The sequence below is a fragment of the Bartonella sp. AA168HLJHH genome, from assembly GCF_042197365.1.
Classification (GTDB): domain Bacteria; phylum Pseudomonadota; class Alphaproteobacteria; order Rhizobiales; family Rhizobiaceae; genus Bartonella.
The window spans coordinates 201,762-228,713 of sequence record NZ_JBHIRS010000002.1 but is presented as its reverse complement, the minus strand read 5'-3'; the positions used below and the strand labels follow the sequence as shown (position 1 = coordinate 228,713).

The window sequence follows — 26,952 nt, the reverse complement described above, 5'->3', positions numbered from 1 at the left end:
GTATACTAAAATCAACTTTATACACGAAACCATTTTTTCGCAAAATAAGATTATTTAGTTTTTTTCCGTTTGCTTTTGCGTCCAAGCCCCATTTCTTTGGCCAAAGCCGATCGTGTTTTTGCATAATTAGGCGCCACCATAGGATAAGAACTATCTAACTGCCATTTTTCACGATATTCTTCTGGCAACATTCCATAATGTGTCATGAGATGACGCTTTAGAGATTTAAACTTCTTTCCATCTTCAAGGCAAATGAGATAATCAGGAAATACTGAACGCTTCGGATTAACGGCAGGCCTTTGTTTTTCAACTTCGACTTCTGTTAACTCTAGATTCCCTGCTTTACGAAAAGCAGCATGGACATCAGCAATTAAACTTGGCACTTCAGTCGGTCGAATAGAATTATTACTCACGTAGGCAGCAACAATATCAGCAACCAATGTAATAACTAAATTGCTTTCAGTCTCTAAGACTGCACGATGTTCCATTCTTGTTTCCTTTAATTTAAAATTGAGTAATTCAAAATCGAGATATAGTGCATATACTCATGATATAAAGATCTCATGCACATGAGTTTCATATTGTACAAAAATCTTTTTTGTCAATTCAATTATTCTATAAAATTGCCAAAACACAAAAAAATCAAATAAATACCCATTTTTTGTCATAATATATAATAAGAAAAACGAAATTATTACATGCTAAAATATATTTTTATCCTATAACATATCATACATAATATATAATACATCACAAATATAAAAAAATATATGATAAAATTTATTTATTTTTTTGAGAACGTAAAAATAAAATTACTAATTATAAAAATATAATATATAAATTATTATATTTTATTTTGAATAATTATATTTTAGTAAGTTTATTTTTAATAAGTTTTAAATTTGTTTTTATTGTTTATATTTATAAAATTTAATAATAAAAAACATGATATATTATAAAAATGACATAATAGTATTATTTTTAATATAAAACTACTCATTAAAAGGAGATAGGATATTTTTATTTTTTATACAGTAATAATAATATTTTAGATATATTTATTCCTCTCTGTAAAATTATGCGATTATACTGTTTCAAAAAAAATCAATTCTTTTTCTAATAGTTTAATTGTTTTACCAGTCACTTTCATTATAAAAGTGGTGTTATATCCCTAGAAAACAATAGCTGTGATATGTAATGAACAGAAAGGTATTAGTTTTAAAAATTATCATGGTGCTATTTTTGCAAGTGAATAGAACTTATAGATTTTTACACTTGCATCAATCATTGTGATTCTAACATATAAACGAAGCTATTAACATATTTTAATATAGGATTGTGTATGACTCGCACTTTTGCAATTCCTCCCAAAGCATCTAGAATCACTCATAAGGAAATATATCATGGTATTTTTCGTGATGATCCCTATCATTGGCTACGTGCGTCTAACTGGCAAGATGTTTTTAAAGATCCTAACTGTCTTGATCCCAATATTCGACATTATCTTGAAAAAGAAAATGCTTATCAATCAGCTCAAATGGCTGATACAAAACCATTACGAGATTTGCTTTTTACCGAAATGAAAAACAGGATCCAAGAGAATGATAGTTCTGTTCCTATAAAACATGGTCCTTTTGCTTACGGATTCTCTTATGTTACCGGAGGCCAACAACCACATTATTTTCGGACACCAAGGAATGGCGGAGAAAAAAACGTGTACCTTAATGGTGATGTCTTGGCAGAAGGCAAAGAATATTTTAAATTTGGTTCAGTTCAAGAATCTCCTGACCATACACATGTGGTATGGACCTATGATGACAAAGGATCAGAGTTCTATACAGCTAAAATTCGTAATTTTGAGACATTGTCTGACTGTACGGACACAATTACTGATACATCTGGTCAAATTGTATGGGATGCTAGGTCTGAAGGTTTTTTCTATACTAAGATGGATAAAAACCACCGACCTTCAGAGCTCTATTATCACCAATTAAACACAGATCAATCACAAGATAAGCTTATTTTTCGTGAAGACAATCCAGGTTTTTTCTTAGATGTAAGCGGTTCTAAGCTTAATGATGTTATTTATATTAATATTCATGATCATGAAACATCCGAGATCTGGTTAATTCCTGCTGAGGCGCCTTTTACTGTTCCCCAATGTGTACGGAAACGACAAAAAGGTATTGAATATTCACTTACAGAGGGTGGTGATGTCTTTTATATTCTAACCAATTTAGATAATGCAAAAGATTTCAAAATTATGGTAGCGCCATATACATCTCCACAATCAGAAAATTGGTCTGAGTTTATCCCACATCAGCTTGGGTGCCTAATATTATCCCACGATGCTTATCAAGATTTTCTTGTCTGGATCGAACGTTTTGAGGGGCTTCCACGTATAAAAGTAATGGAACGTACCACTAAACAAGTTAATTCCATCGCTTTTACTGAAGAGGCTTATTCTTTAGGTCTGCAAGGAGTTGCTGAATATAACAGTCCAACTATTCGTTTTTCCTATTCGTCTATGACAACACCTGATCAAGTGTTTGATTATGAGATGAAAAATTGTAAACGAATGCTTTTAAAAACGCAAATAATTCCCTCTGGGCATAATAAAGATGCATATGTAACACGACGTATTACAGCAATAGCAGACGATGGTGAGAAGATTCCTATTTCACTTTTTTACCACAAAAACACTCCCCTTGATGGTGGTGCGCCTTGTCTGCTTTACGGCTATGGTGCTTATGGGATTTCTATTCCTGCCAGTTTCAATAGTAATGTACTTTCTCTAGTGAACAGAGGTTTTATTTATGCCATTGCTCATATTCGCGGAGGAAAAGAAAAGGGAGTAGAATGGTATGAGAAAGGAAAACATCTCTTTAAGCACAATACATTTACAGATTTTATTGCTTGTGGGCGTTATCTTGTAAACAATAAATTTACTTCTCACGACCGGCTGATTGCTCATGGTGGTTCAGCAGGGGGGATGTTGATGGGAGCTATTGCCAATATAGCTCCACAGGATTTTGCTGGGATCGTAGCGAATGTGCCTTTTGTTGATGTTTTAGCGACAATGTTAGATGCTTCATTGCCACTCACACCTCCAGAATGGGCCGAATGGGGGAATCCTCTTGAATCAGAAGAAGATTATAAGCTTATTGCTTCCTATTCCCCTTACGATAATGTCAAAGCTCAAAACTATCCCCCTATACTTGTGATGGCAGGATTAACAGATCCTCGTGTAACTTACTGGGAGCCTGCAAAATGGGTGGCAAAATTACGAGACCTAAAAACAGACGATAATGCAGTTTTATTACGTATTAATATGGATTCAGGGCACGCTGGTGCAGCTGGACGTTTTTCAAAGCTAGAAGAAGTTGCCTATATCTATGCATATATTCTAAAGATAGCAGGAAAAGACTTTTGCTAATCCATAATATCTCTGTATGAAAGTCTCCGATAATTTATTGGATTATAGAGACTTTCATACACTAAAAAATTATTGAGACAGTTTAAAATTCACATTCTTCATAAAGTTTCAAAACATAGTCCCAATTAATTAAATGGTCTACAAAGGATTCGAGGTACTTCGGTCGAGCATTGCGGTAATCAATGTAATAGGAATGTTCCCACACATCAACACCCAAAATAGGGCAAGCGTTGTGCACTAAGGGATTTTCACCATTAGGCGTTTTCATAATTTCAAGCTTGCCATCTTTAACAGCAACCCACGCCCATCCAGAACCAAATTGGGCACTAGCAGCAGCAATAAAATCAGCGCGGAATTTGTCGTAACCACCTAGATCAGCGTCAATAGCTTTTGCTAACTTTTCAGGAAGTTTTTGGCCACCACCATTTTTTTTCATCCAAAGCCAAAAGTGGTTATGATTGTAATACTGCGCTGCATTATTAAACAAACCAATATTTTTTCCAAAACTTTTTTTAACAATATCTTCAAGGCTTTCATTTTCTAAGCCTAACTCTTTCACAAAATTATTGGTGTTGGTAAGATAAGCGAGGTGATGCTTATCATGATGATATTCAAGCGTTTCGCGTGACATATAAGGCGAAAGGGCATCGTAATCATAAGGCAATGGGGGCAATTCAAAAGCCATTTAAAAATCTCCTCGATTCTAATTGTTAAGCTTATTTCATAAGCCTAATTTGCCATTTACCGCATTTAAAAGCAAATGTTGAATACCTAGTTTGTATGAAATTAGTTTTAATGTCTGTCTTTTTGTAAAAGAAGCTTTTAGGAAGTGTATATTCATCAATCAAAAAGGGTATTGGTCTACATAAAGATTGCTTCTGAAGATTTTTTTACATCTATGAGTGGGTAATAAATATCATTATCTTTTGAATAAAAAGTAAATGGAAATAGCGATTATTCCTTGTTTTGGTATCTCTATTTTTTCAAATACCATATAAAATTAAAATGTTTTTAATTTTTGCAAAACTTTTCCAGTTTATTGGTGTATCATAATGTTTTCAACAGAATATTAAGTGTTATTTTTAGGAAATATTTTTCAATGTGCTTGATTTCATTTTATGGTGCTACCCATGAATAATATAATGTAAAAATTAGTGGACATTACCATCTTTATGCTTAATGCAAGAGCACAGCAGCACTATCACACACTTACCGGTTGCCAATGTGGTGACAGCTTTTTTCTTAAATTGAGCAAGATGAGATTTTAATATATCAAGAAAAGTAAATCATATGCAAATTTATTAGATACATGAGTAAACTGCAAGATTTTCATTTTCTGTTCCTAGAAAATCAATACAAAGAGTAAAATAATTGATGGATAAATGGTTCCTACTTATATTAAAATCACAACTGTATATCAGTTTCTGCTACGAATTTGTATCGATGGCAATGCCATACAAAACTCAGAAATTTATGATAAAAAAGTAAAGTCTTTGATTTTCAGATATTGCGTCCAATCACAGGAATCGCTATAAGGTGCAAGAGTCGCTATAAAGCGTGTTTTTTTGGGGTATAGCCAAGCGGTAAGGCACCGGTTTTTGGTACCGGCATTCCCTGGTTCGAATCCAGGTACCCCAGCCAATTCTAGTGAAATTAGTTAATCAAATTTCAGCTTGAGAGTGGATCAATCCCCTTAACCGTCTGTTGCTATTCATAGCAAGTTTTGTAAGCTGAAAAACACCTATTTGTAGCGGGTTAGCTCTAAATATGGTAAGGTTCTCTTGCTATAGCTATCGCTTAAAGAGCTCTTTTAAAAGATTCTTTTCTATAAGACGAGGGGTAAATGATTGATGCGCACTTGCTTTAGAAAAACTATTTGGCTGGATTTTGCGCTCTACAGCAACACCAGCGTGCAATTTTTCGCATTCCACCATCTTCATTACGTCGTACAGCATAACAATAACGCTGATCAGGAAATATATTTCGTTGCATATCGCGTACAATATGAGCAGTATGGCCATAGGGTGCTACACAATCAATAAACCATACGTATTTTCCATTCTGCCAATTGGCATCAGGTAAAAATTCTCCCTTATCAAGCATAGATTGATGATTTTTCTCATCTAAAAAAGCCCAAGTGATAAAGGCACAAAATTCTCCACGTTCATTTTTATAGAGCTTGTATTGCCCAGTCTGTAAAGCTGGTCCTAAATTTCGTTCGATATCCCAGATTCGCCAGCGGCGGTATAAGGGAGATGTAAGCATTAAAACAACCATAGCTCCTAACGCTGTAAGAGGGTCTATGAATGATGGTGATGAATTTTCATTTACAGACATTATCTTTCCTTTAGAGATTGTTCTAAAACTTTGGTGATAGGTTCAAAGAAATAAGAAATGAGACGCCGTTTTGAGGTAATGACATCCGTTGCCACAGTCATGCCAGGGATAAATTTAAGATGTTTGTTATTCAAAGTGATGTGATCTTGGTCAATTTTTATTAAAACAGCATAGACACCATTAATTTCTTTATTATAGCGCGCTGTAGCGCCTACATTAACGACTGTACCGTGGATAACACCGAAACGTTCAGGTGGAAAGGCAGAAAACTTGATGTAAGCACGTTGACCCTTTTCTAAAAAACCAATATCTCGATTATCAAAAAACGCTTCAACAATGAGACCACCTGCATCAGGGACAATACGCATAAGCGTTTTACCAGCTTCTACAAAGCCGCCCAAAGTATGGATACTTAAATCATCGATACGTCCATCAACAGGCGCATAGAGTGATAAGTGGTCAAGATGGTATTGAGTGCTATCAAGCTTTGCTTTTAATCCTTGAAGATTCAGTTCTGTTTCACGCGAAAGTTGGCGATAGCGGGCGATTTCATCGGAAATGAGACTTTTCCGTTGTTGGCGAAGGGTATTGATTTCGGCGGCATTTTCTTCCAAACGTCTTTGATTGGTTAAAATTTCATGCTCGACATTTTTAAAATCATGTAAACGCTCTAAATAAACCGCTTGGCTGATGACTTTTGTTTCCATTAGGCTTTTTGCAGCCTTTAATTTTCCTTGGCTTAATTGACGATCATCTTCCAACCTATCTAATTGCGCATGTTGTGTTGCACCGCTGCGCTCGACGCGGTCCGCTTGTGCTTTTAGCGCTCTTAATTTATCTTGGAGAGATTGAAGGGCAGCGCTAATGAGTTTTTCCCCTTCTATTCTTGCAGTCGTGTTGCCAGAAGGAGGAACTGGCAGATAGGCAAGTCCTTTGGTCACAAAATCTTTATCCAAAGGATCACTTTCATGCAAAGCTGTTAAAATAGCTGTTGCGATTTGTGCTTGAAGGGTTTGTTGCGCGATATCTGCTTGAACACGTGCGCACTCATTGAGGGCTTCACGGGGATCTAATTGAATAAGGAGATCCCCTTGATGAACAAATTGCCCTTCTTTTACAAGGATTTTCTCAATGCGTCCTGTATTTTGCGCTTGGACCAGCTGAACGTAAGCGGTGGGAATAACACTTCCTTGCCCCCGTGCAACAATCTCTGTTTTTGCGATAAAGCTGCCGATCACAATAAAGAGAAATAAGGTGACCAAAACAGCAACAACCATATGAAGCGTTGGTGACAAAGGGCGCAAATAGGGAGCTTTATCTGCCATTTTTTGCCTCCAAATCAGTAAAGTTTAAGACGTTTGCATGCTGAGGAAAGAGGTCACTTTTGTGGGTAATAACAAGAACAATACGATCTTGTGAAAGTTTATATAAATGCTCAACAATTTGTGCACTGACAGTGTCATCCAATGCGGAAGTAGGTTCATCTAAAATAAGCAGGCTTGGGTTTATCAGAAAGAAACAAGCCAAAGCCAAGCGTTGGCGCTGACCACCCGATAAAAAACCACCTTGCTCTCCTACTTGAGTATGGAGTCCTAGAGGCAACTGAGCAATCAAATCATGGCAAGCACTAACATATAGTGCAGCGTCAATTTCATCTTTAGTGGCATCTGGTTTAGCAAGAAGCATATTCTCAAGAATGGTTCCGGAAAAAAGGCAAGGATTTTGAGGAAAGTACGCGATTGTTTCACGCACGCTACGGACATCAAAATTCTGTAAAGGTTGGGCGTTAATCAATATCTTCCCGCTTGTTGGGGGGTAGAGTCCACAAAGGAGCTTCGCCAAGGTTGTTTTTCCGCACCCTGAAGGACCAAGTAACATAATTGGTTGCCCAGGTTGTAAACAGACATCAAGATGATTGATAATGGATTTATCTCCATAAGAAAAACAGAGATCGTTGGCTTCAAGATGAGGAGGAGCGCTGAGTTGAAGAGGCGGCTTTTCTTCTTCCCATTCTGAAGGGGAGTTAAGAATATCGCCCAAACGAAGACGAGAGATTTTCAAATGCTGCCATTCTTCCCATAGGGATGCAAGGCTTAAGATAGGACCAGAAACATTTCCAGCGAGGAGATGAAAGGCAATAAGTTGCCCTAGCGTAATCTGGTTTTGAAGAACTGCCTGAGCACCAAAAAAGATAATAAAAATAGTGAAAAGATCACCAAAAATATGGCTCATGGCTCCATTGAGAAGATGCAATTTACTGGTTGTAAGGCTTTGATCTAAACTACGAGCTAAAGTTTCTTGCATGCGTATCGTATGAGCAGATTCTTTTACATGTGCTTTAATGGCTTCAAGATTGGTAAAACTTTCAATAAGGCGCGATTTATGGACAGCTTGCAGAGTGAAAGAACGGCGTAATTGGCGGCGCAAGAAGGGACCGACCAACGCTAAAGAACCCATTTGTAAAGGTAAAATGATAAGGACAATGAAGGTCAGTTTCGGACTAATGGAAAAGAGTGCAACAATATAAATAATGGCAAAGAGAACATTTAGCACAGTTGTGGCGATGGTTCCTGTTAAAAAACCGCGAATTGTATCAACTTCTCCAATACGTGAAAACAATTCTCCTACTTGCCAACGGCGTAAAGTGGGCAAGGAAAGACTTAACAGATGGCTGTAAATGCGCCGCCCAAATTCTAATGTAAGCCGATTGGCTAAATAAGCACCTAAGTAGCCTGATAGACTGCTAAGAGCCGTGCTAAACAGCATAATAGCAACCATCAAGACAACGATAGCATAGAGACTTTCAATACGTTGAAAAGGGAGAATACGGTCGATAATCGCTTGAAAAATAAAAGGATTCACCAAGCCAAGTAAGCGCAAAACAACAGCAACGCAACTGAGTTCGATGACATAATAAATATATTTCTTTGTTGTTCTTGTAAACCAAGAGAATGATACAGGTTTTTCTTGTGAATGACTCATTTGAATTTATGATTTTGTTTAAGAGAAAGAGCGATGGATGTCGCATATTTAAACAGTATTGTAAATAGTATTATATTTATACAAAATATACATTTTGTATGTATGCAATACAAACAAAATGTATATTTTATTTATACAGTATTTTTATTGTTATTTATACAAATTATATTTTACATTTGCTAAAATGAACAATAATGAAATTCCCACTGTATCGTTGTGATACAGTTATTTTTAATAATAAAAGGAGGATTTAAATGGGTAGTTCAAGCTCATCAAATGATTCAAGTAGTAACTCACATCCAAAAAGTTGGCTTTTTCCAGAAGATGATTATAGTACAGACGCTTATGCCCAAGCAGCAGGTACAGGTGGCATTGTAGGAGCAATATTAGGAGGTGGTGCTGGTGCAGCTGGAGGTTCTATTGCTGGACCAGGAGGTGCAGTTGCTGGCTTACTCGGTGGAGCAGTAAGCGGCGGAATAGGAGGAGCTGGTGATTCAAGTAGTAACTCACATCCAAAAAGTTGGCTTTTTCCAGAAGAAGATGATTGTAGCGCAGGCGCTCATGCCCAAGCAGCAGGTGCAGGTGGCATCGTAGGAGAATTAATAGGAGGTATTGCTGGTGCCGTTGGAGGTCTTTTTTCTGGACCGGGAGGTGTCGGTTCTGGCTTTGTCAATGGAGCAATAGGAGGTGGACTAGCAGGAGCTGGTGACGCTGTGGTAGATAAATACAATGCATGCTATACGGCACCAAGTTGTGAAACAAGCGATTATGTTGAAGCAGCTGCCATACACGGAGGCATAGGACTAGCATCTGGTGCATTATTTGGTCCGGAAGGAGCAGCAATAGGCGGATTAGGAGGAGCGGCTGACGGTTTTATAGATAAGTACAATGAATGCCATCCGAATCCAAGTTGTGAAGTAAGCGATTATGTCGAAACAGCGGCCATAAAGGGAGGCGCAGGAGCATTAATTGGTTTATTAGGTGGTCCGGAAACAGCAGTAGCAGGCGGATTAGGAGGAGCTATTAGTGGTTTTATAGATAAGTACAATCAATGTCATCCGTAAAGTGGAGGGACACTGTTTCTAATTTATTTAGAAAATAGCTAGTAAGATATTTCTGAGATCAGTGATATTGTAAACATACTTTAAAGCTACGGCTAAACTGATTTCAGGGATATTTTTGTGTGTAATAATAGATATTTTATTTTGGATTTTTTGTTATGAATACTTTTACTGGCTCCTTAGTAACAGCAATTGGATTTGGATTTTGCATGTTTTTTTACAATAGATTTAAAGGTAAGAACTGGAGTATAAAAAGGACAATATTATCAACAATTATGTTTTTTATATTATATTATGCTGGAAATTCATTAGTTAAATATATGGGAATTTTATAAAGATTGCTTATATATAAAATTATAATTATTTGAATTATAATCTATTGCTCTCTCTTAAATCATTCATAAAGTAGTTGAAATTTCAGTCTGGATTTTTTTTATGCATACTTTTACTGGCTCTTTATTGGCAACGTTTATATATGGATTTTTAATGTTTTCTTACAATAGATTTAAAGGTAAGAACTGGAGTATAAAAATGGAAATATTATCAACAATTAGGTTTTTTATACTATATTATGCTGCAAATTTATTAATTGAATATACGGGAATTTTAAAATAATATAGAATTACGTTATTATCAGCATTTTATTATTTATCATAATTTATACATTTTACAAATTATATTTGATTTTTTTGCTAAATAGCATGCATCATCAGATGATTAAAGTAGTAACTCACATCCCAAAAGTTGGCTTTTTCCAGAATAAGATGGTTGTAGCGCAGGCTCTTATGCTCAAACAGTAGGCACAGGCGGTCTCGTGGGAGCCCTTTATTAGGAGGAGGGGCTGGGTGCAGTAGCTGGTCTACCTAGAGTAGTAGGAGGCGGATTATTAGGAGCTGCCTATCGGTTTGATAGATAAGTACAATCAATGCCATCCGTAAAGTGGAAGAACACTGTTTCTAATTTATTTAGAAAATAACGATAAAGATATTTCTGAGATCAGTGATATCGTAAACATACTTTAAAGCTATGGCTAAACTGATTTCAGGGATATTTTTGTTTAAGACAATAGATATTTTATTTTGGATTTTTTTGTTATGAATAATTTTACTGGCGCCTTATTGGTAACGTTTATATATGGATTTTCAATTTTTTTTTACAATAGATCTAAAGGTAAGAACTGGAGTATAAAAAGGAAAATATTATCAACAATTATGTTTTTTATATTATATTATTTTGGAATTTTATTAGTTAAATATATGGGAATTTTATAAAGATTGTTTATATATAAAATTATATTTAATTAAGTTAAGTTTATTATTTGAATTATACTCTATTGCTCTCTCTCTTAAATCATTCATAAAGTAGATGAAATTTCAGTCTGGATTTTTTGTTATGCATACTTTTACTAGCTCCTTAATGACAGCAATTGGATTTGGACTTTGCATGTTTTTTTACAATAGATTTAAAGGTAAGAACTGGAGTATAAAAAGGACAATATTAACAACAATTAGGTTTTTTATATTATATTATGCTGCAAATTTATTAATTGAATATATGGGAATTTTAAAATAATATAAAATCAAGTTGTTATATTATTTTAAAAATATAATTATAAGGTGTTATTTGTAGAGTTATTTATAAAAAATAAGTTATTATTTTTATATAATATTAAACTTTAAAAAATATTTACTGATTACAGTTAGACAGAGACTTTAATATTATTATCAATATTTCTGTTTTTTATTTCCTATTTTTTTAATCTTTTTCATTATTTCAAGCATGGGTTGTTTTGAGATTATTATCTTTTGTATAAGGATTATCAATTTATAGTTTTTGAAAAGTGATTGTTTGCTTATGTATCATGATTTATTGAAAAATAGGCAACTTTTATGAAATAAAATGCCTTATTTCTCTTAGATTGTTATTCATCGTCTTGTGAGAGAGGAAGTGAGGCGATTTCTGTATCAAGGGCATCCATAAAATCGATAATAAAAGCAGCATTCGTTCCCAAATCTCTTAGCAAATAACGAGAAGCAGAACGCATATCAACAAAAGTTGTATCCCCTTCATTGGTTAAGCGTATCACAATGTCTGAAATAAAACCAAGGTAAAAAGTTTTTGCCATTGTTTCAATATAAAGCGCATTTTCTTCACCTTTAAACTCTCGTTGAGCCACAACAGGCCAATCATAGGCTGCTAAAACATTAAGAACGGATTCGCGAATACGGTCAGGTGAGCCATCATAACGGCGCCCCGATATTTCTGGCCATTGTGACATCTGTATTGCTGCTTGTTCAGTCAAAACACTTTTGAGTGGTAAAGCATCGCTGGGACGTATTGTGCGAAAAAAAGCCGGTGGTCTTTGTGTATCGGTAGAAACGTCGTAAAGAGCCGGTAAGGTAAACCAAAGTCCAAAAAAGAGCATCAATGGTGTGGCTGTTATCAACGAATAAATGATCCCTTTTAAAGCTTTCATTCCCCCTAGAGCACCATAGACCCACAAACTATGAAGTGCTTTAATAGCCAGAAAAAGAGAAATAATTACACAGCCAGTAGAGATTCCGATCAAAATTATGAAGTCAGTTACGTTAATGACGGAAAAACGTTGTAAAATGACTGAAAATAATAAAATAAAGAACGACAATCCACCAAATCGAGGGGACCATACTGCTGCTCTTGAAACGAACCGAACATATCTCTTCTTCATGAAGTTTTTCCCCTCGATTGTAAACTATAAGCCAAGTTTTTTCAGAGTGCTATCTTACAAAAAGCTTCTGCTCATAAACCAAAAATAAAGCACTTATTTTTGAGGTCAAGGATGTGTAATGTCTTATAAGTTTCCAGCGGTTATTTTAGCACTTCATTGAAAGTGATCAGTATTTCTTCTATAATTTATCATGTCATTGATGCGAATTTTATGGGAATGTTTGTAAATAAAAAGAAATAAACTCAAATAACAAGTTCTACGGTTGTTAGCAGCATATATTTTTAGAACTTTACTCTTGATTTTTCTCTTCTAATGGCGGGGAGTTTTTTCTGTCAGATAATGCGTCTCAAATAGGATATGATGATGTGCAATAGAGATTTCATTCTACCTCAATAAAAAATTTAGGGATCTACAATCAGATAAATCTGAATTCGAATATTTGATTAATAGAGAAAAAAGATAACCATTTTGATAGGCTTTATGTATTTTATAGAAAGGAAGGTGTTGTACAAATGAGAGGTTAGTCCGTTTTTATTCATAAAATATGCGGCAGGTTGCAGATGAAAGAAAAGCTTCACTTTCTTTTTTTGCAAGGGAAGAAGGGACAAAAATACGTAAAATAACAAACCCTTCATTCAAATTTTTAGCAACCAAAACTGAATTGGCATTTTTTTTAGGTTTTGATTTTTTGAGTTCTATGATTTGTATTGGTTTTCCAATGATAAGATCAAGTGTCGCATCAGGGGCTGTTCGGTCATTAAGGCTATAGAAAATAATTCCGTCGTGTGTGTAGGCTGCTAGTGACCAAAATTGTTGTGTTTTCAAAGCTTTTAAATGAACAGGTCCATTTTCAAGATTAAATCTGCAGACTTTAAGAAGAAAGAGTGGATCAGCAGATTGCTGAATAGGATTATTGGGCGTAAAATCGACAAATTGATAAGAGGTTCCAGATTTTTTTAGTGCTGTCCATATATTATCTTGTGCCCAATAGGGGATCAGAAAGAGAACGCAAATATGAACGATAATAGCGCCAATGATTGCAAGAAGTGCGGTATGAATAAATCTAGTCACAATTTATTTGTCCTGATGGAATTTGTTCTATTGATGGCATTGTAAGCTTTTGTAATGCCGTTGCAGAGATGATTGAGGTATCGTATAAGGTAAGAATAAGCCCGAATTCTTTTTGACTAACTGTTGCAAGCCAATTGCCGGTTTGCGGTGTGGGTGAAATATTAATGCGCAATGAGCCATCATGCTCATAAATAATAGCGTTCGTGTGGAGTTCAAAAGGTATTTCTTTGGATGAAGTATAGGGTTTTAGGGATTTGTCAGCTGTATAAAGGGTAAAAAGACGGGTTTCAGGGATGGTGCCTTTGAGTAAATAATGACAGTGATGATGAAGTGGACGCCCTTGGTTATCTTGCCAAATCTGGAATTGAATACCTTCAGTTCGTCCGAGTGAAACAATGCCTTGTTTAGCGGTGCGGGCGCGGGTATAAGGATCCATATTGGCGGTTCCCATTTGGGGATAAGCACTCCATTTTCCAATTCTAAAGAGTCCAAAATGAGGAAAGGAATTGAGCACATAATCGACACTCAGTGTTCCACATAAAATGGAAAAAGCGAAGATAAAAAAGAAAATGGTGATATTAAAAAACATCAGTGAATATCTTGAATTCAAAATGTTGAATCTCCAGTTGTTTTCATCTTCAAAGAAATTGCAGATGGTTTTTTCAGATCTTTGTTAATCAATCGCACGATATTTAATGTTTCAGGAGAAAGCGTAGAGGGTATTGGGGAAGGAACTTCAGAATCTACACGGGAAGAAAGTACTGGAGGCTGATAAGGAAGGAGAGAATCTTTAACACCATAGAGCTGTTTGAGCATAATATTTTGATGCGCAGCAAGCATGATACGATGCCATATCATGGCAGGAACGCCACCCCCAAAAGCACGATTCATCGGTGAAAAATTATCATTTCCCATCCATACCGCTCCCGTATAATTTCCCGTAAAGCCAACAAACCAAGCATCACGATAAGATTGTGATGTTCCAGTTTTCCCAGCGACAAGAGTCATGGGCAACGCAGCACGCTTACCAGATCCTCGTGTTGTGACACCCACCATCATTTGATTCATATAAGCTGCTGATTGTTCACTCAGAACTCGGTGTAGTTTTTTTCCGTTATGTTCGAAATCCCACACAACACGACCATCAATTGTTTTGATTTGCGTAAACCCATGACGATTACCCGCTATTCCTCCATTGGCAAAGACATTAAAGCCTGTAGCTTGATCCATGGGGGTCATGTTGGAAGTGCCAAGAACCATCGTTTTGTGTGATAAAATATGCGCGTTAATCCCCATATTTTTAATGAGATCTATGATAGGTTGGGTATCGCGGTTAAGATATTGGTAGGTGAGATAAACAGGGACTGTATTAATGGAAAAGGCTAAAGCTGTTGCTAAGTCAATTTTTCCCAGATAACGACCAGAATTATTTTTGGGTGTCCAACCTCCCCAATTGATGGGAGCATCTAGAACGATTGTTGAGGGTGATAATCCATGTTCCATTGCGGCTGCATAAACATAAGGTTTGAATGAAGAACCAGGTTGTCGACCGCCCTGTGTTGCTCTGTTAAATTGGCTCTTTTTGTAATCTAGTCCTCCAACAATTGCACATACCGCACCGTTATTATCGAGTATAACGGTGGCTGCTTGTGTTACACGATATTGTTGACCATATTGATGTAAATGATATGCAATTGATTCTTCTACTGCTTTTTGAATATTCGGATCAAGGGTCGTTTGAATAATTAAACTATGGCTTGGAAGTTGATTACGCATTTTTTTGACTTCCTCGAATGCCCAATCAAGAAAATAATCTGGCTGATTATTTTCTCTTTGGGGAAGTGCCTTAGCAGGGTGGCGATGCGCATTGATAATTTGGCTCTTCGTCATAAAGCCACTATTAACAAGATTAGAAAGGACGATATTGGCACGTGTTTGAGCTGCAAAGAGATGACTATGAGGAGCATATTTTGTTGGAGCTTTAAAGAGTCCTGCTAACATAGCAGATTCACTTAAAGAGACATGACGTATGTTTTTTCCAAAATAAAATTTTGCCGCTGCGGCAATACCAAAATTGTTTCCTCCCATATAGGCTCGGTCAAGGTAAAGTTGTAAAATCTGCTTTTTGCTAAAATTTGCTTCTAGCCAAAGAGCAAGATAAGCTTCTTTGATTTTACGTGTTATGGTTCTTTCGTTTGTTAAAAATAAATTTTTAGCCAATTGTTGTGTGAGAGTTGAACCACCTTGCACCACACCTTTAGCTTGCATATTTTGTGAAATTGCCCGTGTAAGTCCTTGAAAATCAATGCCCCAATGATCAAAAAAACGACGGTCTTCTGTAGCGAGAACCGCTTTAATGACAGTGTCAGGCATTTCTTCAACGGGGACAGAGATTGCCGGCAGTGCACCACGGTGCCCAATGGAATTTCCATAGCGATCTAGAAAAAGAATGGAAAAGTTTTTAGGAGAAGACCAATCTGTTTTGGTCAGTTCAAAAACAGAAATGCCCAAAATAGTGAAAAGAGTAAATCCCATCAACCCTAATGTCAGTATTTCATCGAGAACTTCAACGATAAAACGTTTCCATCCTTGAAGATGAAAATTTTGTGAGACGATTTTTGCCTTTTTCCAGAAAAAACTGTTAGCAGAACGAATGTGATAAAGCGCTGTGTCTAATCGTGCGTCTAATTCAATGAGAGCAGGACTATGGAATGGCTTACGGTGTTGCCCTTTCTTTTTTTTAAAAAAATCAAACATTTAAAGAGAGCCTATGGCAAAGCAATACAACCAAACAAATCTACAATAATTATATGGAGTAGAAGTATTTTTTTTCTATAGTTCTAACAGAGAAAGAATTTGTTTTAGAATTATTCATTTTTTGTAAGATAGTATATTAATATTTTATTATTTTATTGAATAAATTTTATTCTCATTATTAAAAATATTTTTTTGATTTTTTAAAAATTTGGAGTAATGTTAATATGTTATTCTGTAAGATAGAGGATAAATTATTTCCATTTGTGATTTTTTAATCGACCAAAAAAAAACCATTATTTCTTTTACCCTTTATCAAGGAAGAGAAGAGATGGGTTATTGAAATATTTATGATGAAAAAAAAATTCTTATTCGTAATAATAGCAGCTTTTTTAGAAGCAGATTCTGTTCTAGCTTCTGGGTGTGCTGAAGTAGGTAAGAAGGCTGCCGCGCAAGAGAGCGGGGTTCTCGTCCGTTCAAAACCGGTTGTTCAGGATGGAAAGGACATGTGTGCAATTGTAGTTGTTGTACCAGCCCGTAATGGTGAAAAGTTACGTCGTGTTGAGTTTTTTGTTCCTGCTGATTAGTCTTTAGCAGATGGTGTTGTGATGCGTATCTTAATCGTTGAAGATGATCGGAATCTTCACCATCAATTAGCAGAAGCTGTAAGACGTGCAGGATATGTTTCCGATAGTGCTTTCGATGGTGAAGAGGCTTATTTTTTAGGGAGCACAGAGTCTTACGACGCGGTGATACTTGATATAGGTTTACCGCAGATTGATGGTATTAGTGTTGTTGAAAAGTGGCGTCAAGAAGGGCTCTCCATGCCTGTTTTAATGCTAACGGCGCGAGACCGTTGGTCTGATAAGGTGCAAGGTATTGATGCTGGAGCTGACGATTATGTTGTGAAGCCATTTCATTTGGAGGAAGTGATGGCGCGCTTGCGAGCATTAATTCGTCGCACTACGGGACATGCGACAAGTGCATTATGTTGCGGAAATGTTTTGTTGGATACAAAGACGTCTCGTGTTTTTGTAGATGGTCAATTGATTAAACTAACATCTTATGAATTCAGACTGCTTTCGTATCTCATGCATCATTGTGACAGGGTCATTTCAAGAACAGAGCTTACAGAACATCTTTATGATCAGGATTTTGATAAGGACTCGAATACGGTGGAAGTCTTTGTAGGTCGGTTACGGAAAAAGCTTGGAGTGGATTTGATTGAAACTATTCGAGGAATGGGGTATCGCGTGAGAATGCTAGGTGATTAATGAATGTTTTTGAAGAGAATAATTGGTGTAGGAGGTTCTTTTTTGTAATTACTCGATCTCTCAGTTTACGTGTTATGATCTTATCAACATTATGGGTTGTTATTTCTCTTTTATCGATTTCTGCAGTAAGTATTTTATTTTATAAGCGTTCAACTGAACAAAGCCTAGAGCGTATCCTTTCTGCTCAACTCTACAGTCTTATTGCAACAGTGACGGTGTCATCGGAAGGTACTTTGATAGGAGGGGCTGGGATTGATGATATTCGTTATTCTGATCCAACAACAGGATGGTATTGGGAAGTTGTTGCGATATCCCATAATTTAAAAGGAAGATTGACATCTCCCTCATTGGGAACAGGCGAGATATTTACACCAAGTGATGTTGATATACCTTTTGACAATAAATTCTTTCGCTCTTATCGGATAACGGGGAACAATGGTCAAAAGCTACAAGTGATTGAGAGTGATGTTGTTCTTGATAATAAAAATCATATTGCACGTTTTCGGCTTGTTGGGAATATCGATGAAGCTCATGCCCAGGTAAAGGAATTTAAGCGAACTTTGCAAATTTTTCTTTGGAGTTTCGGTATCGGGAGTGTTCTTATTAATATTGCTATTATTTTCTTTAGTTTTCAACCGTTGAAGCTTATTCGATGTGCATTGAATGATATTCGCGAAGGAAGAGTTCATTATGTGAATACGGATTTAGTAAGCGAAGTGATGCCGCTTGTACAAGAGATGAATGCTCTCATTAATAATAATCAGCGTATTATCGAGCGATTTCGCACACAGGTTGGTAATCTCGCGCATTCATTGAAGACGCCTCTATCCGTGATTATGAATGAGACAGATAAGATGCGCGGAGAAAAGGCTAGTTTGTTGAGAGAGCAAACGCAAATAATGCAAGCTCAAATCAATCATTATCTTCAGCGTGCGCGGATTGCAGCACAATGCGATAGTGTTGTCTATCATACGTCTGTTCGCAGTGTGCTTGAACGCTTGGTGCGGGTTATGAAAAAGCTTAATCCTGAAAAACAAATTCAATTTATTATGGATGTTGATGATATTGTTTTTTCTGGAGAGAAGGAAGATTTAGAAGAAATTATAGGGAATTTGATTGAAAATGCTACTCAGTGGTCTCGCGCAAAGGTTTTGATCTCTTGTTGTTTAGAAGAAAATGCTGAAGAAACAGAATATTTTAGTATCTTTGTAGAAGATGATGGTCCTGGTTTAACAGAAGACAAAATTGATGAAGCATTAAAAAGAGGGCGGCGGTTTAATGAAAGTAAACTAGGGTCAGGCTTAGGGTTAGCAATTGTTTCAGATATGGTCAGTGAATATGGTGGCAATCTCTTTTTATCACGTTCTGATTTGGGTGGGTTGTATGCAAAAGTTTTATTACCTAAGATGGGAGAATAACATATTTTCTCCTTAAGCAAGAAATGTCTATAAAGTTTGTAAAGCAGTATTTTCAGATAATACATCAAAGAGTAGGGAAACATTGTTTTTAGTTTCTTTGTTTAATTGATATATATAATAGATTTTATAATATTCTCCATGAAAAAATGAATTTTTATTAATTCACATCACTTTTCTCATGAAGAGGATAAAATGTAAGCGAGTTATTCTCTGTTCGTATTGGAAAAAAACGATATGCTCTTATTGATTTTTGCAGCATTTTTTCTGATTTTTCTGGCAAGTGTTCTTTTTCTTTCACTACGTTTTGACGATGAGATAAAAAAAGAATGGAAAGTTCAAACCGTGGGTGGTTATAGAAGCCATAAGCGTATGATTGAGTTTAACAAGCTTTATATGCATTATAAAAAAAGAAATATTCTTAAGGCTTTAAGTATCTTGTTTGTTCTCCTTATGACATGGAATATTTATGGGCTGACAGGCAATCCAGAAGTGAAAAGTTATTTTTTTAGCGAATTAATGGATAAGGATCCTCAAACTCTTAGTAAGCAAGAAAAGCTTATTCGTTTACAAGTGCTTTTTTTCCGTGCACCTCATGATGGCAAGCTAGCAGATGCGTTAGCGGTAGGGTATCTCGAAGAAAGCCTTTTTCAAGAAGCAGTGAATACTTATTTAGATGCACTTCGTTTGAATGGAGAAACAGCTCCAAGGCTTGTAGGATACGGTTTAGCATTGGTTGGTTATGAAGGGGGAGTGATAACGCAAGAAGCGCAAAATGCTTTTCAAAAAGCAGCAGATTTAGCGCCAACAGATTTTTATCCACGTTTATTGTTAGCCGATGCATTGCATCAAGCAGGAAAAACTGCACAGGCAGTGCAATTTTTACAAAGCTTTCTTGATACAATGCCTGAAAATTTTTCAGGACAATCACGTGTTAAAAAAATGATGATTCAGTTACGTGATTTATCGAGTAAGCATACAAAGAAAAGAAATCTTGCACCTATGTAGAAGATGTGCAAAGCTCTTAAAAAATAAAATATTGATACTTAATTATAACGTATTTAAAATTTTTTCGCAGAGTGTCTATGAACAGTCAATCTTTAAAGAATTCTGCCTCATGGAAGGTTATTTTAGAGCAGCGAAAAAAAAAGCGCTTACTGATCATATTATTATGTTGTTTGGTTATGACAATTGCAGCAAGTCTCATAGTGTATGCAATGCGTCATGCGGTCAGTTTTTTTAGAATGCCCTCTGAAATTACAAGAGAAGATATTTTAACGGAGCGCCCTTTGCGTTTGGGTGGCTTTGTTGAAAAGGGAACTGTTCAATATGTTGGAGAGAGAGGCGTTGTTTTTTTTGTAACGGATAACAAAAAACATGAAAAAGTAGTTTTCAATGGTGCCTTACCGGATCTTTTTCGTGAAGGTCAGGGGGTGATCGTAGAAGGGCATTTCGATAAACAGGGCTTTTTTATAGGGATGCGTATTTTAGCAAAACATGATGAAACTTATATGCCTAAAGAAACAGCTGATCGTTTGAAAAAACATTACATTATGGAGAAATAATTCGATTGTGCTTGTCGAACTGGGTCATATTTTTTTAGCTGCAGCATTTTCAGTAAGCTTATTAGGGGCATTTTTACCTGCTTTAGGTTTTTGGTGGAGAGAGCGTTTGTTAATGCAAACAGTTGTTCCTCTAACATATATCACTTTTACATTACTGCTTTTATCTTTTTTAGTGATAATTTATGCTTATGTCGTATCTGATTTTTCTGTTTTGAACGTTGTTGAGAATTCTCATTCAGAAAAACCGATGCTCTATAAAATTACAGGTGTTTGGGGCAACCACGAAGGCTCTATGTTGTTATGGGTTTTAAGTCTTGCTTTTTTTAGCGCATTGATGGCTTTTTTTAGCCAACATTTGCCAGAAGATTTTAAGACGCTTGTTTTAATTTGCCAAAGTTGGATTACAACTGCTTTTCTTTTATTTATTCTTTTTGTATCCAATCCATTTTTACGCGTGAATCCACCAGCATTGCAGGGAAATGGTCTCAATCCTCTTTTACAAGATATCGCATTAGCAATTCATCCACCGCTACTTTATTTAGGTTATGTCGGTTTTTCACTTTGTTTTTCTTTTGCCGTTGCGGCATTGATTATGGGACAGGTTGATAGAATTTGGGCGCGTGGGATTCGTCCGTGGCTTTTACTTGCTTGGTGTTTTTTGACATTGGGTATTATGGTTGGCTCTTATTGGGCTTATTATGAGCTAGGATGGGGGGGGTATTGGTTTTGGGATCCTGTTGAAAATGTTTCGTTTATGCCGTGGCTTTCAGGAACGGCTCTTTTACATTCTGCTCTTGTTCTCGAAAAACGAGAAATATTGAAAAGTTGGACTCTGTTTTTAGCGCTGCTTACTTTTTCCCTTTCTCTGATGGGAACTTTTCTTGTGCGTTCTGGGCTTTTAGTTTCTGTTCATAGTTTTGCTGTTGATCCAGCACGCGGGCAAGCAATTCTTGCTCTTTTATTTTTTTTTACGGGAGCTGCTTTTCTTCTTTTTGCTTTGCGTACCCCTATTTTAAAAACAGAAAGATTTTTTCAACCAATTTCACGTGAAGGGTTTATTGTTTTAAATAACTTGTTACTGACAACAATAACAGCAACAGTATTGATTGGTACGCTTTATCCTTATTTTATTGAGATATTAACAGGGCAAAAAATTTCTGTAGGGGCTGCTTTTTTTAATCTTACCTGTGGACCGCTAATGGTTTTGCTGTTGTTGTTTGTTCCATTTGGGACAATGATGGCATGGAAACGCGGTGATTTTCTTGCAGTTTTTGAACGCTTGTGGTTTGTTTTTGTATTGGTTGGTATCGTCTGTTTTATAATATTCTATGCGACATCTGTGCGTGATATTTTTGCAGTTTTAGGGATTGGGCTTTCAGCGTTTGTTTTTTTAGGCAGTTTAGCGGATCTATGGGGAAAGAGTGGATATGGCAAGAGAGCTTTTTCAGTACGCGTTAAGAGATTTCTTGGATTGCCATGGTCTACTTTTGGTGCAGCAATAGCACATATGGGATTAGGCGTTACATTATTTGGTATTGTTTGCGTAGCAAGTTTTGGGCAAGAACGTATTTTAATCATGAACGTAGGGGATAGGGTGACGATAGCGGATAAAACGCTTCATTTTGATGCAGTGTATGATGGTGTTGGTTCGAATTATTCGACAATGGAGTTTTATTTTAAAATATATGAAAATAAAAACATTGTAGGTCATGTAACAGCCTCAAAGCGATTTTATTCAAGCCAAAATACATCAATAACAGAAGTTGGTCTTAAAAATCATGGCTTATCACAGCTATATATTGTACCGGGACATATTGATAATCGGGGTCTCGTTGTGCACGTATGGTGGAAGCCTTATGTAATATGTATTTGGTTAGGGGCATTCATGATGGCTATGGGGGGATGTCTTTCTCTTCTGGGGTATTGGTTTCGCATTGGCATGTACAATAGGGTAGTGCTTGCTTTAAATTTTTGGAAAAGACATTGAGATGAAAAAAATTCTTTGGATTGTATTTTTTTTAATTGCAACGTTTCCTTTTCGATTAGCAATAGCAGTAGAGCCGGATGAGATTTTAAAGAATAAGATTCTTGAAGCGCGAGCACGCCATATTTCATCGCATTTACGTTGTCCTGTTTGTCAAAATCAATCAATTGATGATTCAGATTCTGCTTTAGCACGTGATTTACGGCTTTTAATTCGGGAAAGGCTAAAAATGGGCTATAGTAATCAGCAAGTCACTGACTTTCTTGTTGAGCGATATGGTGAATTTATTCTCTTGAAACCACCATTGAATAAGATAACTTGGTTTTTATGGTTCTCGCCTTTGATCATTATTATCATTGGCGTAAGTATCATATTTTTCCACTTCAAACGAAATAATCATGAGTTATGTGAATGAAAAAGAACAGTCAAAAATGTCATTGCATTAAAAAAAATGTTACATAAAAGAAAAAAATCAGATCATCTGCAATGAGCAGACAATCTTATTGTAATTATATTAGGGAATACTGAAACCTTACAAAACTTTAATAATTTAGACAGAAAACGGTAAGGTCTGGTATTTTATAAGTGATCGGAATTGAAATAAAGGTATGATTGAATAGGAGCATAGAATAAATGGTTAAAAAGGCTTTCTTTAAAACATTTGTCGCAGTGAGTTTTTCTGCGATATTGGAAAGTGCACTGTTTTTTAGTGGATGTACATCAAGCTTGTGGATGACAAAGGCTCATGCAAGTTCTGTATTTACTTCGTTAATGCAACAACAGGGATTTGCCGATATTGTTGCTCAAGTGAAACCAGCCGTTGTAGCAGTACAAGTAAAGAGCAATAAAAAGAAAGAAGATAGGTTCTTTAGCAACTTTTTTAGTGGTCCAGGACTTGATCAATTACCAGATCAGCATCCTTTAAAAAGATTTTTTAAAGAGTTTTATGATTTTGATAAACCTAAAAATAAATTTCCGCACCAATCGCAGAGACTCCGTCCTGTTGCTTTTGGATCGGGTTTTTTTATTTCGTCTGATGGTTACATTGTGACCAATGATCATGTGATTTCTGACGGAACAAGTTATACTGTTGTTCTTGATGATGGTACAGAATTGAACGCAAAGCTCATTGGGAAAGACCCCAAAACCGACCTTGCCGTATTAAAAGTGAATGATAAAAGAAAATTTTCTTATGTTGATTTTGGTGATGATTCAAAGCTTCGTGTTGGGGATTGGGTTGTTGCCATTGGGAATCCATTTGGTCTTGGTGGAACTGTGACAGCAGGTATTGTTTCTGCACGTGGACGTGATATTGGCACTGGTGTGTACGATGATTTTATTCAGATTGATGCTGCTGTTAATAGAGGAAACTCTGGTGGTCCAACGTTTGATCTTAATGGAAAGGTTGTTGGGGTTAATACAGCAATTTTTTCTCCTTCTGGAGGAAATGTTGGGATTGCTTTTGCTATTCCAGCAGCGACTGTAAAACAGGTTGTACAACAACTTATTGAAAAAGGTTCAGTTCAACGTGGTTGGTTAGGTGTTCAGATTCAGCCGGTAACAAAGGAGATTTCCGATTCAATAGGATTGAAAGAAGCCAAAGGTGCTTTGGTTACTGATCCGTTAAAAGGACCGGCAGAAAAGGCTGGTATTAAAGCGGGTGATGTAATTATTTCAGTGAATAATGAAAAAGTTGCTGATGCGCGTGAGCTGGCGAAACGTATTGCAAATATTAAACCAGGAGAAATGGTAACCATAGGGATTTGGAGATCAGGTAAGGAGGAGAGTATAAAGGTTAAACTCGCTTCAATGTCTGAAGATGAAAGTAAGAAAGAGACTTCAAAATATTCAAATGGACAGAGTGATTTAGATGAAACATTGGAAGATTATGGTTTGATTGTTATGCCTTCTGATGATGGTGTAGGGGTTGTCGTAACGGATGTCGATACCGATTCAGATGCTGCAGATAAAGGGATACGCCCTGGTGATATCATTGTGACAGTAAATAATAAACCAGTTAAACGAGTCTCTGATATTATTAACACAATCAAAAATGCTCAGCAGTTAGGACGAAAGGCTATACTCTTACAAGTGCGAACAAATGATCAAAATCGTTTTGTTGCTCTTCCAATTTTCAAAAAATAAAGCTTTAGTTGTAGGACAAATATTTATTAAACATTTGTCCTACAACATAATAAAATAATGGAGATACGTTTTATGAAGATACTCGTTATTGAAGATGATCATGAGACGGGGCATTATCTCGAAAAAGCATTTTTGGAAGTAGGGCATTCTGTTGATGTTGCTTATGATGGAGATACGGGATACGCTTTAGCAACCACGGAAAATTATGACGTTATGGTTGTTGACCGAATGCTTTTGCATCGTGATGGTCTTTCTATTATTGCTGAATTGCGCGCTAAAGGCAATGAAACACCGGTTCTTATTCTGTCTGCTTTAGGGCAAGTTAATGATCGTGTAACGGGGCTGCGTGCAGGGGGAGATGATTATTTGACAAAGCCTTATGCTTTTTCTGAACTTCTTGCGCGTGTTGAAGTTTTACAACGGCGGAAAAATCCTAAAGAAGCAGAAACTGTTTACTGTGTAGGTAATCTTGAGCTTGATCGGTTAGCACATACGGTAAAACGAGGTGATAGAAACATTCTATTGCAACCACGAGAGTTTCGTTTACTTGAATATTTGATGCGTTATGCGGGGCAGGTTGTTACACGCACTATGCTTTTGGAAAACGTTTGGAATTACCATTTTGATCCACAAACGAATGTCATTGATGTCCATATCTCTCGTTTGAGAGCCAAAATTGAAAAAGATTTTGATGTTCCCCTTCTCCATACAGTGCGTGGAGCTGGATATATGCTGAAAGTACCAGATAACAAAGCATGAATCGTTTGATTAATATAATGCGCACGACGGCGCTAAGGCTTTCAGCACTTTACATTTTATTGTTTGGATTGGTGGCAACAGGACTTTCTATTTATATGACGGCATTTTCTGCTTCATTGTTAACAGAGCAAACTGAACAGGCTTTACATGAAGAATTAAAGTATATTGAAAATGCTTATAATTATGGGGGATTATCCTTATTAATGCGCACTATTGATTATCGTTCAAGACAACCAGGAGCATTTCTTTATCTTGTTACAGATTCTATGGGGCGTATTTTAGCAGGAAATGTAGCACGTATTGAATTAGGTCTTTTGAATCAGAGTGGTTTTATTTCTACCTCTTTTTTGTATTCCCGTTTTGGAGAACATGGCAAAACAAGTGAACATCGCGCTTTGGCGGTTATTGTTGATTTACCTAATGCTATGAAGATTCTTATAGGACGTGATTTGGATGAGCCAGAACGTTTTGCTGTTGTTATTCGCAAAGCTGTGATCATTGCACTTGCTGCAATGGTTGGAGGCGCTTTACTCATATGGTTTTTTGTTGGCAGGAGAGCTTTACAAAGGATTGATCATGTAACGGCTGCATCACAGCGCTTGATGGATGGTGATTTCAGTGGGCGTTTACCTGTTTCTGGAGTAGGGGATGAGTTTGATCGATTGTCAACCAATCTTAATGTTATGTTAGACCGCATTGAAGAGTTAAATATTGGTTTACGTCAAGTATCAGATAATATTGCTCATGATCTGAAAACGCCGTTAACGCGTCTTAGAAATCGCGCTGAAGAAGCGCTTTCAGGAAATAAGACAAAGCTTGAATATCGTCAGGTCCTTGATAGGGTTATTGCAGAATCAGATCAACTTATTTGTACGTTCAATGCGATTTTAATGATTTCACGTATTGAGGCCAGCAGTGCAATTGAACATCTTGAAATGATGAATATGAAACTGATTATTGAGGATGCTGTTGAGCTTTACGAACCTTTTGCTGAAGAGTCAGGTGTTTTACTTCAGTTGGGAGATATATTTGATAAAGAGCTAAAATTGAATCGTGAGCTTGTTGCACAATCAATTTTTAATCTTATAGATAATGCAATTAAATATGCGCCTAAAGGTGGAAGGCAAGCGAAGGTTTGCTTATCAATGGAATATCGTGATGAACATTTATTAGTTGTTGTGAGCGATAATGGACCAGGAATAGCAGAGGATAAACGTGAAAAAGTGACAGAACGATTTGTTCGTCTTGAAGAAAGCCGCACACAACCTGGGTTTGGGATTGGTTTAAGTATAGCAAAAGCGGTTATGAAGCTTCACGGGGGTGAATTGTTACTTGAAAATGCAAATCCAGGGCTTAGGGCTGTTTTGTTATTTCCTTAAAGATATTTTTCTTCACTTTCATACGTAACAACTATTTTAAAAGTATAAAGCAATAGAAAGGAAAGCAAAATGCTTTTCAAGGG

Annotated in this window: 21 protein-coding genes and 1 tRNA gene; 13 read left to right on the top strand and 9 right to left on the bottom strand. The window is 36.3% G+C overall.

Annotated elements, in window-relative coordinates; translation table 11 throughout:
* Positions 1 to 50: 50 nt before the first annotated feature.
* Positions 51 to 488 carry a MucR family transcriptional regulator gene (locus tag ACFINM_RS02850; protein WP_012754848.1) on the bottom strand — a complete coding sequence of 146 codons (438 nt, stop codon included), beginning with the start codon at positions 486 to 488 and terminating at the stop codon, positions 51 to 53.
* 854 nt (positions 489 to 1,342) lie between these two features.
* Between ACFINM_RS02850 and ACFINM_RS02845 the strand changes: the two genes are divergently transcribed.
* Entirely contained in the window at positions 1,343 to 3,436 is a 2,094-nt protein-coding gene (locus ACFINM_RS02845) for a S9 family peptidase (RefSeq protein WP_375620669.1), read from the top strand.
* 82 nt (positions 3,437 to 3,518) lie between these two features.
* On the opposite strand, the gene ACFINM_RS02840 is transcribed toward ACFINM_RS02845, so the two are convergent.
* On the bottom strand, positions 3,519 to 4,121 hold the full coding sequence (locus tag ACFINM_RS02840; protein WP_375620670.1) for a superoxide dismutase: 603 nt from the start codon (positions 4,119 to 4,121) through the stop codon (positions 3,519 to 3,521).
* Positions 4,122 to 5,002: 881 nt separating this feature from the next.
* On the opposite strand from ACFINM_RS02840, the gene ACFINM_RS02835 reads away from it, so the two are divergent.
* Positions 5,003 to 5,077: transfer RNA gene (locus ACFINM_RS02835), tRNA-Gln, on the top strand.
* A 231-nt stretch (positions 5,078 to 5,308) separates the two neighbouring features.
* Here ACFINM_RS02835 and ACFINM_RS02830 read toward each other — a convergent pair.
* Genes ACFINM_RS02830 through ACFINM_RS02820 form a run of 3 tightly spaced genes read right to left on the bottom strand, consistent with a single transcriptional unit; the run spans position 5,309 to position 8,755 of the window.
* Complete coding sequence (locus ACFINM_RS02830) at positions 5,309 to 5,773, bottom strand: toxin-activating lysine-acyltransferase (protein ID WP_375620671.1); 465 nt, start codon at positions 5,771 to 5,773, stop codon at positions 5,309 to 5,311.
* The gene (locus tag ACFINM_RS02825; RefSeq protein ID WP_375620672.1) at positions 5,773 to 7,098 is read right to left on the bottom strand and encodes an HlyD family type I secretion periplasmic adaptor subunit; all 1,326 of its coding nucleotides are present in this window, start codon (positions 7,096 to 7,098) and stop codon (positions 5,773 to 5,775) included. Before ACFINM_RS02825 ends, ACFINM_RS02830 begins: the two co-directional genes overlap by 1 nt.
* Positions 7,088 to 8,755 (bottom strand): peptidase domain-containing ABC transporter, encoded by a 1,668-nt coding sequence (locus ACFINM_RS02820; protein ID WP_375640274.1) that lies wholly within the window; start codon positions 8,753 to 8,755, stop codon positions 7,088 to 7,090. The genes ACFINM_RS02825 and ACFINM_RS02820 overlap by 11 nt, the downstream gene beginning before the upstream one ends.
* A 254-nt stretch (positions 8,756 to 9,009) precedes the next feature.
* On the opposite strand from ACFINM_RS02820, the gene ACFINM_RS02815 reads away from it, so the two are divergent.
* Positions 9,010 to 9,819 carry a hypothetical protein gene (locus ACFINM_RS02815; RefSeq protein WP_375640269.1) on the top strand — a complete coding sequence of 270 codons (810 nt, stop codon included), beginning with the start codon at positions 9,010 to 9,012 and terminating at the stop codon, positions 9,817 to 9,819.
* Positions 9,820 to 11,737: 1,918 nt separating this feature from the next.
* On the opposite strand, the gene ACFINM_RS02810 is transcribed toward ACFINM_RS02815, so the two are convergent.
* The 4 genes from ACFINM_RS02810 to ACFINM_RS02795 form a co-directional block, all read right to left on the bottom strand.
* A complete protein-coding gene (locus tag ACFINM_RS02810) occupies positions 11,738 to 12,523 on the bottom strand; it encodes a DUF1499 domain-containing protein (RefSeq protein WP_375620675.1) in 786 nt (261 codons plus the stop codon).
* A 531-nt stretch (positions 12,524 to 13,054) separates the two neighbouring features.
* Positions 13,055 to 13,594: a hypothetical protein gene (locus ACFINM_RS02805; RefSeq protein ID WP_375620676.1), complete on the bottom strand. Its 540-nt coding sequence runs from the start codon at positions 13,592 to 13,594 to the stop codon at positions 13,055 to 13,057.
* Positions 13,587 to 14,183 carry a DUF1214 domain-containing protein gene (locus ACFINM_RS02800; RefSeq protein ID WP_375620677.1) on the bottom strand — a complete coding sequence of 199 codons (597 nt, stop codon included), beginning with the start codon at positions 14,181 to 14,183 and terminating at the stop codon, positions 13,587 to 13,589. The genes ACFINM_RS02805 and ACFINM_RS02800 overlap by 8 nt, the downstream gene beginning before the upstream one ends.
* A gap of 17 nt (positions 14,184 to 14,200) precedes the next feature.
* A complete protein-coding gene (locus ACFINM_RS02795) occupies positions 14,201 to 16,351 on the bottom strand; it encodes a transglycosylase domain-containing protein (RefSeq protein WP_375640266.1) in 2,151 nt (716 codons plus the stop codon).
* Positions 16,352 to 16,698: 347 nt separating this feature from the next.
* Here ACFINM_RS02795 and ACFINM_RS02790 point away from each other — a divergent pair, with 347 nt between their 5' ends.
* The 10 genes from ACFINM_RS02790 to ACFINM_RS02745 all read left to right on the top strand — a co-directional run bounded on the left by ACFINM_RS02790 (position 16,699) and on the right by ACFINM_RS02745 (position 26,869).
* Positions 16,699 to 16,935, top strand: coding sequence for a hypothetical protein (locus ACFINM_RS02790; protein ID WP_375622279.1), 237 nt, complete (start codon positions 16,699 to 16,701; stop codon positions 16,933 to 16,935).
* A gap of 21 nt (positions 16,936 to 16,956) precedes the next feature.
* On the top strand, positions 16,957 to 17,622 hold the full coding sequence (locus ACFINM_RS02785) for a response regulator transcription factor (RefSeq protein ID WP_375612999.1): 666 nt from the start codon (positions 16,957 to 16,959) through the stop codon (positions 17,620 to 17,622).
* The gene (locus ACFINM_RS02780; protein WP_375612998.1) at positions 17,622 to 19,040 is read left to right on the top strand and encodes an ATP-binding protein; all 1,419 of its coding nucleotides are present in this window, start codon (positions 17,622 to 17,624) and stop codon (positions 19,038 to 19,040) included. Before ACFINM_RS02785 ends, ACFINM_RS02780 begins: the two co-directional genes overlap by 1 nt.
* A 234-nt stretch (positions 19,041 to 19,274) precedes the next feature.
* A complete protein-coding gene (locus ACFINM_RS02775) occupies positions 19,275 to 20,045 on the top strand; it encodes a tetratricopeptide repeat protein (protein WP_375640259.1) in 771 nt (256 codons plus the stop codon).
* Between the two features lie 77 nt (positions 20,046 to 20,122).
* Positions 20,123 to 20,602: a cytochrome c maturation protein CcmE gene (gene ccmE, locus ACFINM_RS02770; protein ID WP_375611160.1), complete on the top strand. Its 480-nt coding sequence runs from the start codon at positions 20,123 to 20,125 to the stop codon at positions 20,600 to 20,602.
* Positions 20,603 to 20,609: 7 nt separating this feature from the next.
* A complete protein-coding gene (locus ACFINM_RS02765) occupies positions 20,610 to 22,589 on the top strand; it encodes a heme lyase CcmF/NrfE family subunit (protein WP_375640254.1) in 1,980 nt (659 codons plus the stop codon).
* A gap of 1 nt (position 22,590) precedes the next feature.
* Positions 22,591 to 23,001: a cytochrome c-type biogenesis protein CcmH gene (locus ACFINM_RS02760; RefSeq protein ID WP_375628209.1), complete on the top strand. Its 411-nt coding sequence runs from the start codon at positions 22,591 to 22,593 to the stop codon at positions 22,999 to 23,001.
* A gap of 218 nt (positions 23,002 to 23,219) precedes the next feature.
* Positions 23,220 to 24,731, top strand: coding sequence for a Do family serine endopeptidase (locus ACFINM_RS02755; protein ID WP_375611163.1), 1,512 nt, complete (start codon positions 23,220 to 23,222; stop codon positions 24,729 to 24,731).
* A 72-nt stretch (positions 24,732 to 24,803) separates the two neighbouring features.
* Positions 24,804 to 25,490, top strand: coding sequence for a response regulator transcription factor (locus ACFINM_RS02750; protein ID WP_273791552.1), 687 nt, complete (start codon positions 24,804 to 24,806; stop codon positions 25,488 to 25,490).
* Positions 25,487 to 26,869: an ATP-binding protein gene (locus ACFINM_RS02745; protein WP_375610111.1), complete on the top strand. Its 1,383-nt coding sequence runs from the start codon at positions 25,487 to 25,489 to the stop codon at positions 26,867 to 26,869. Before ACFINM_RS02750 ends, ACFINM_RS02745 begins: the two co-directional genes overlap by 4 nt.
* Positions 26,870 to 26,952: the final 83 nt, after the last annotated feature.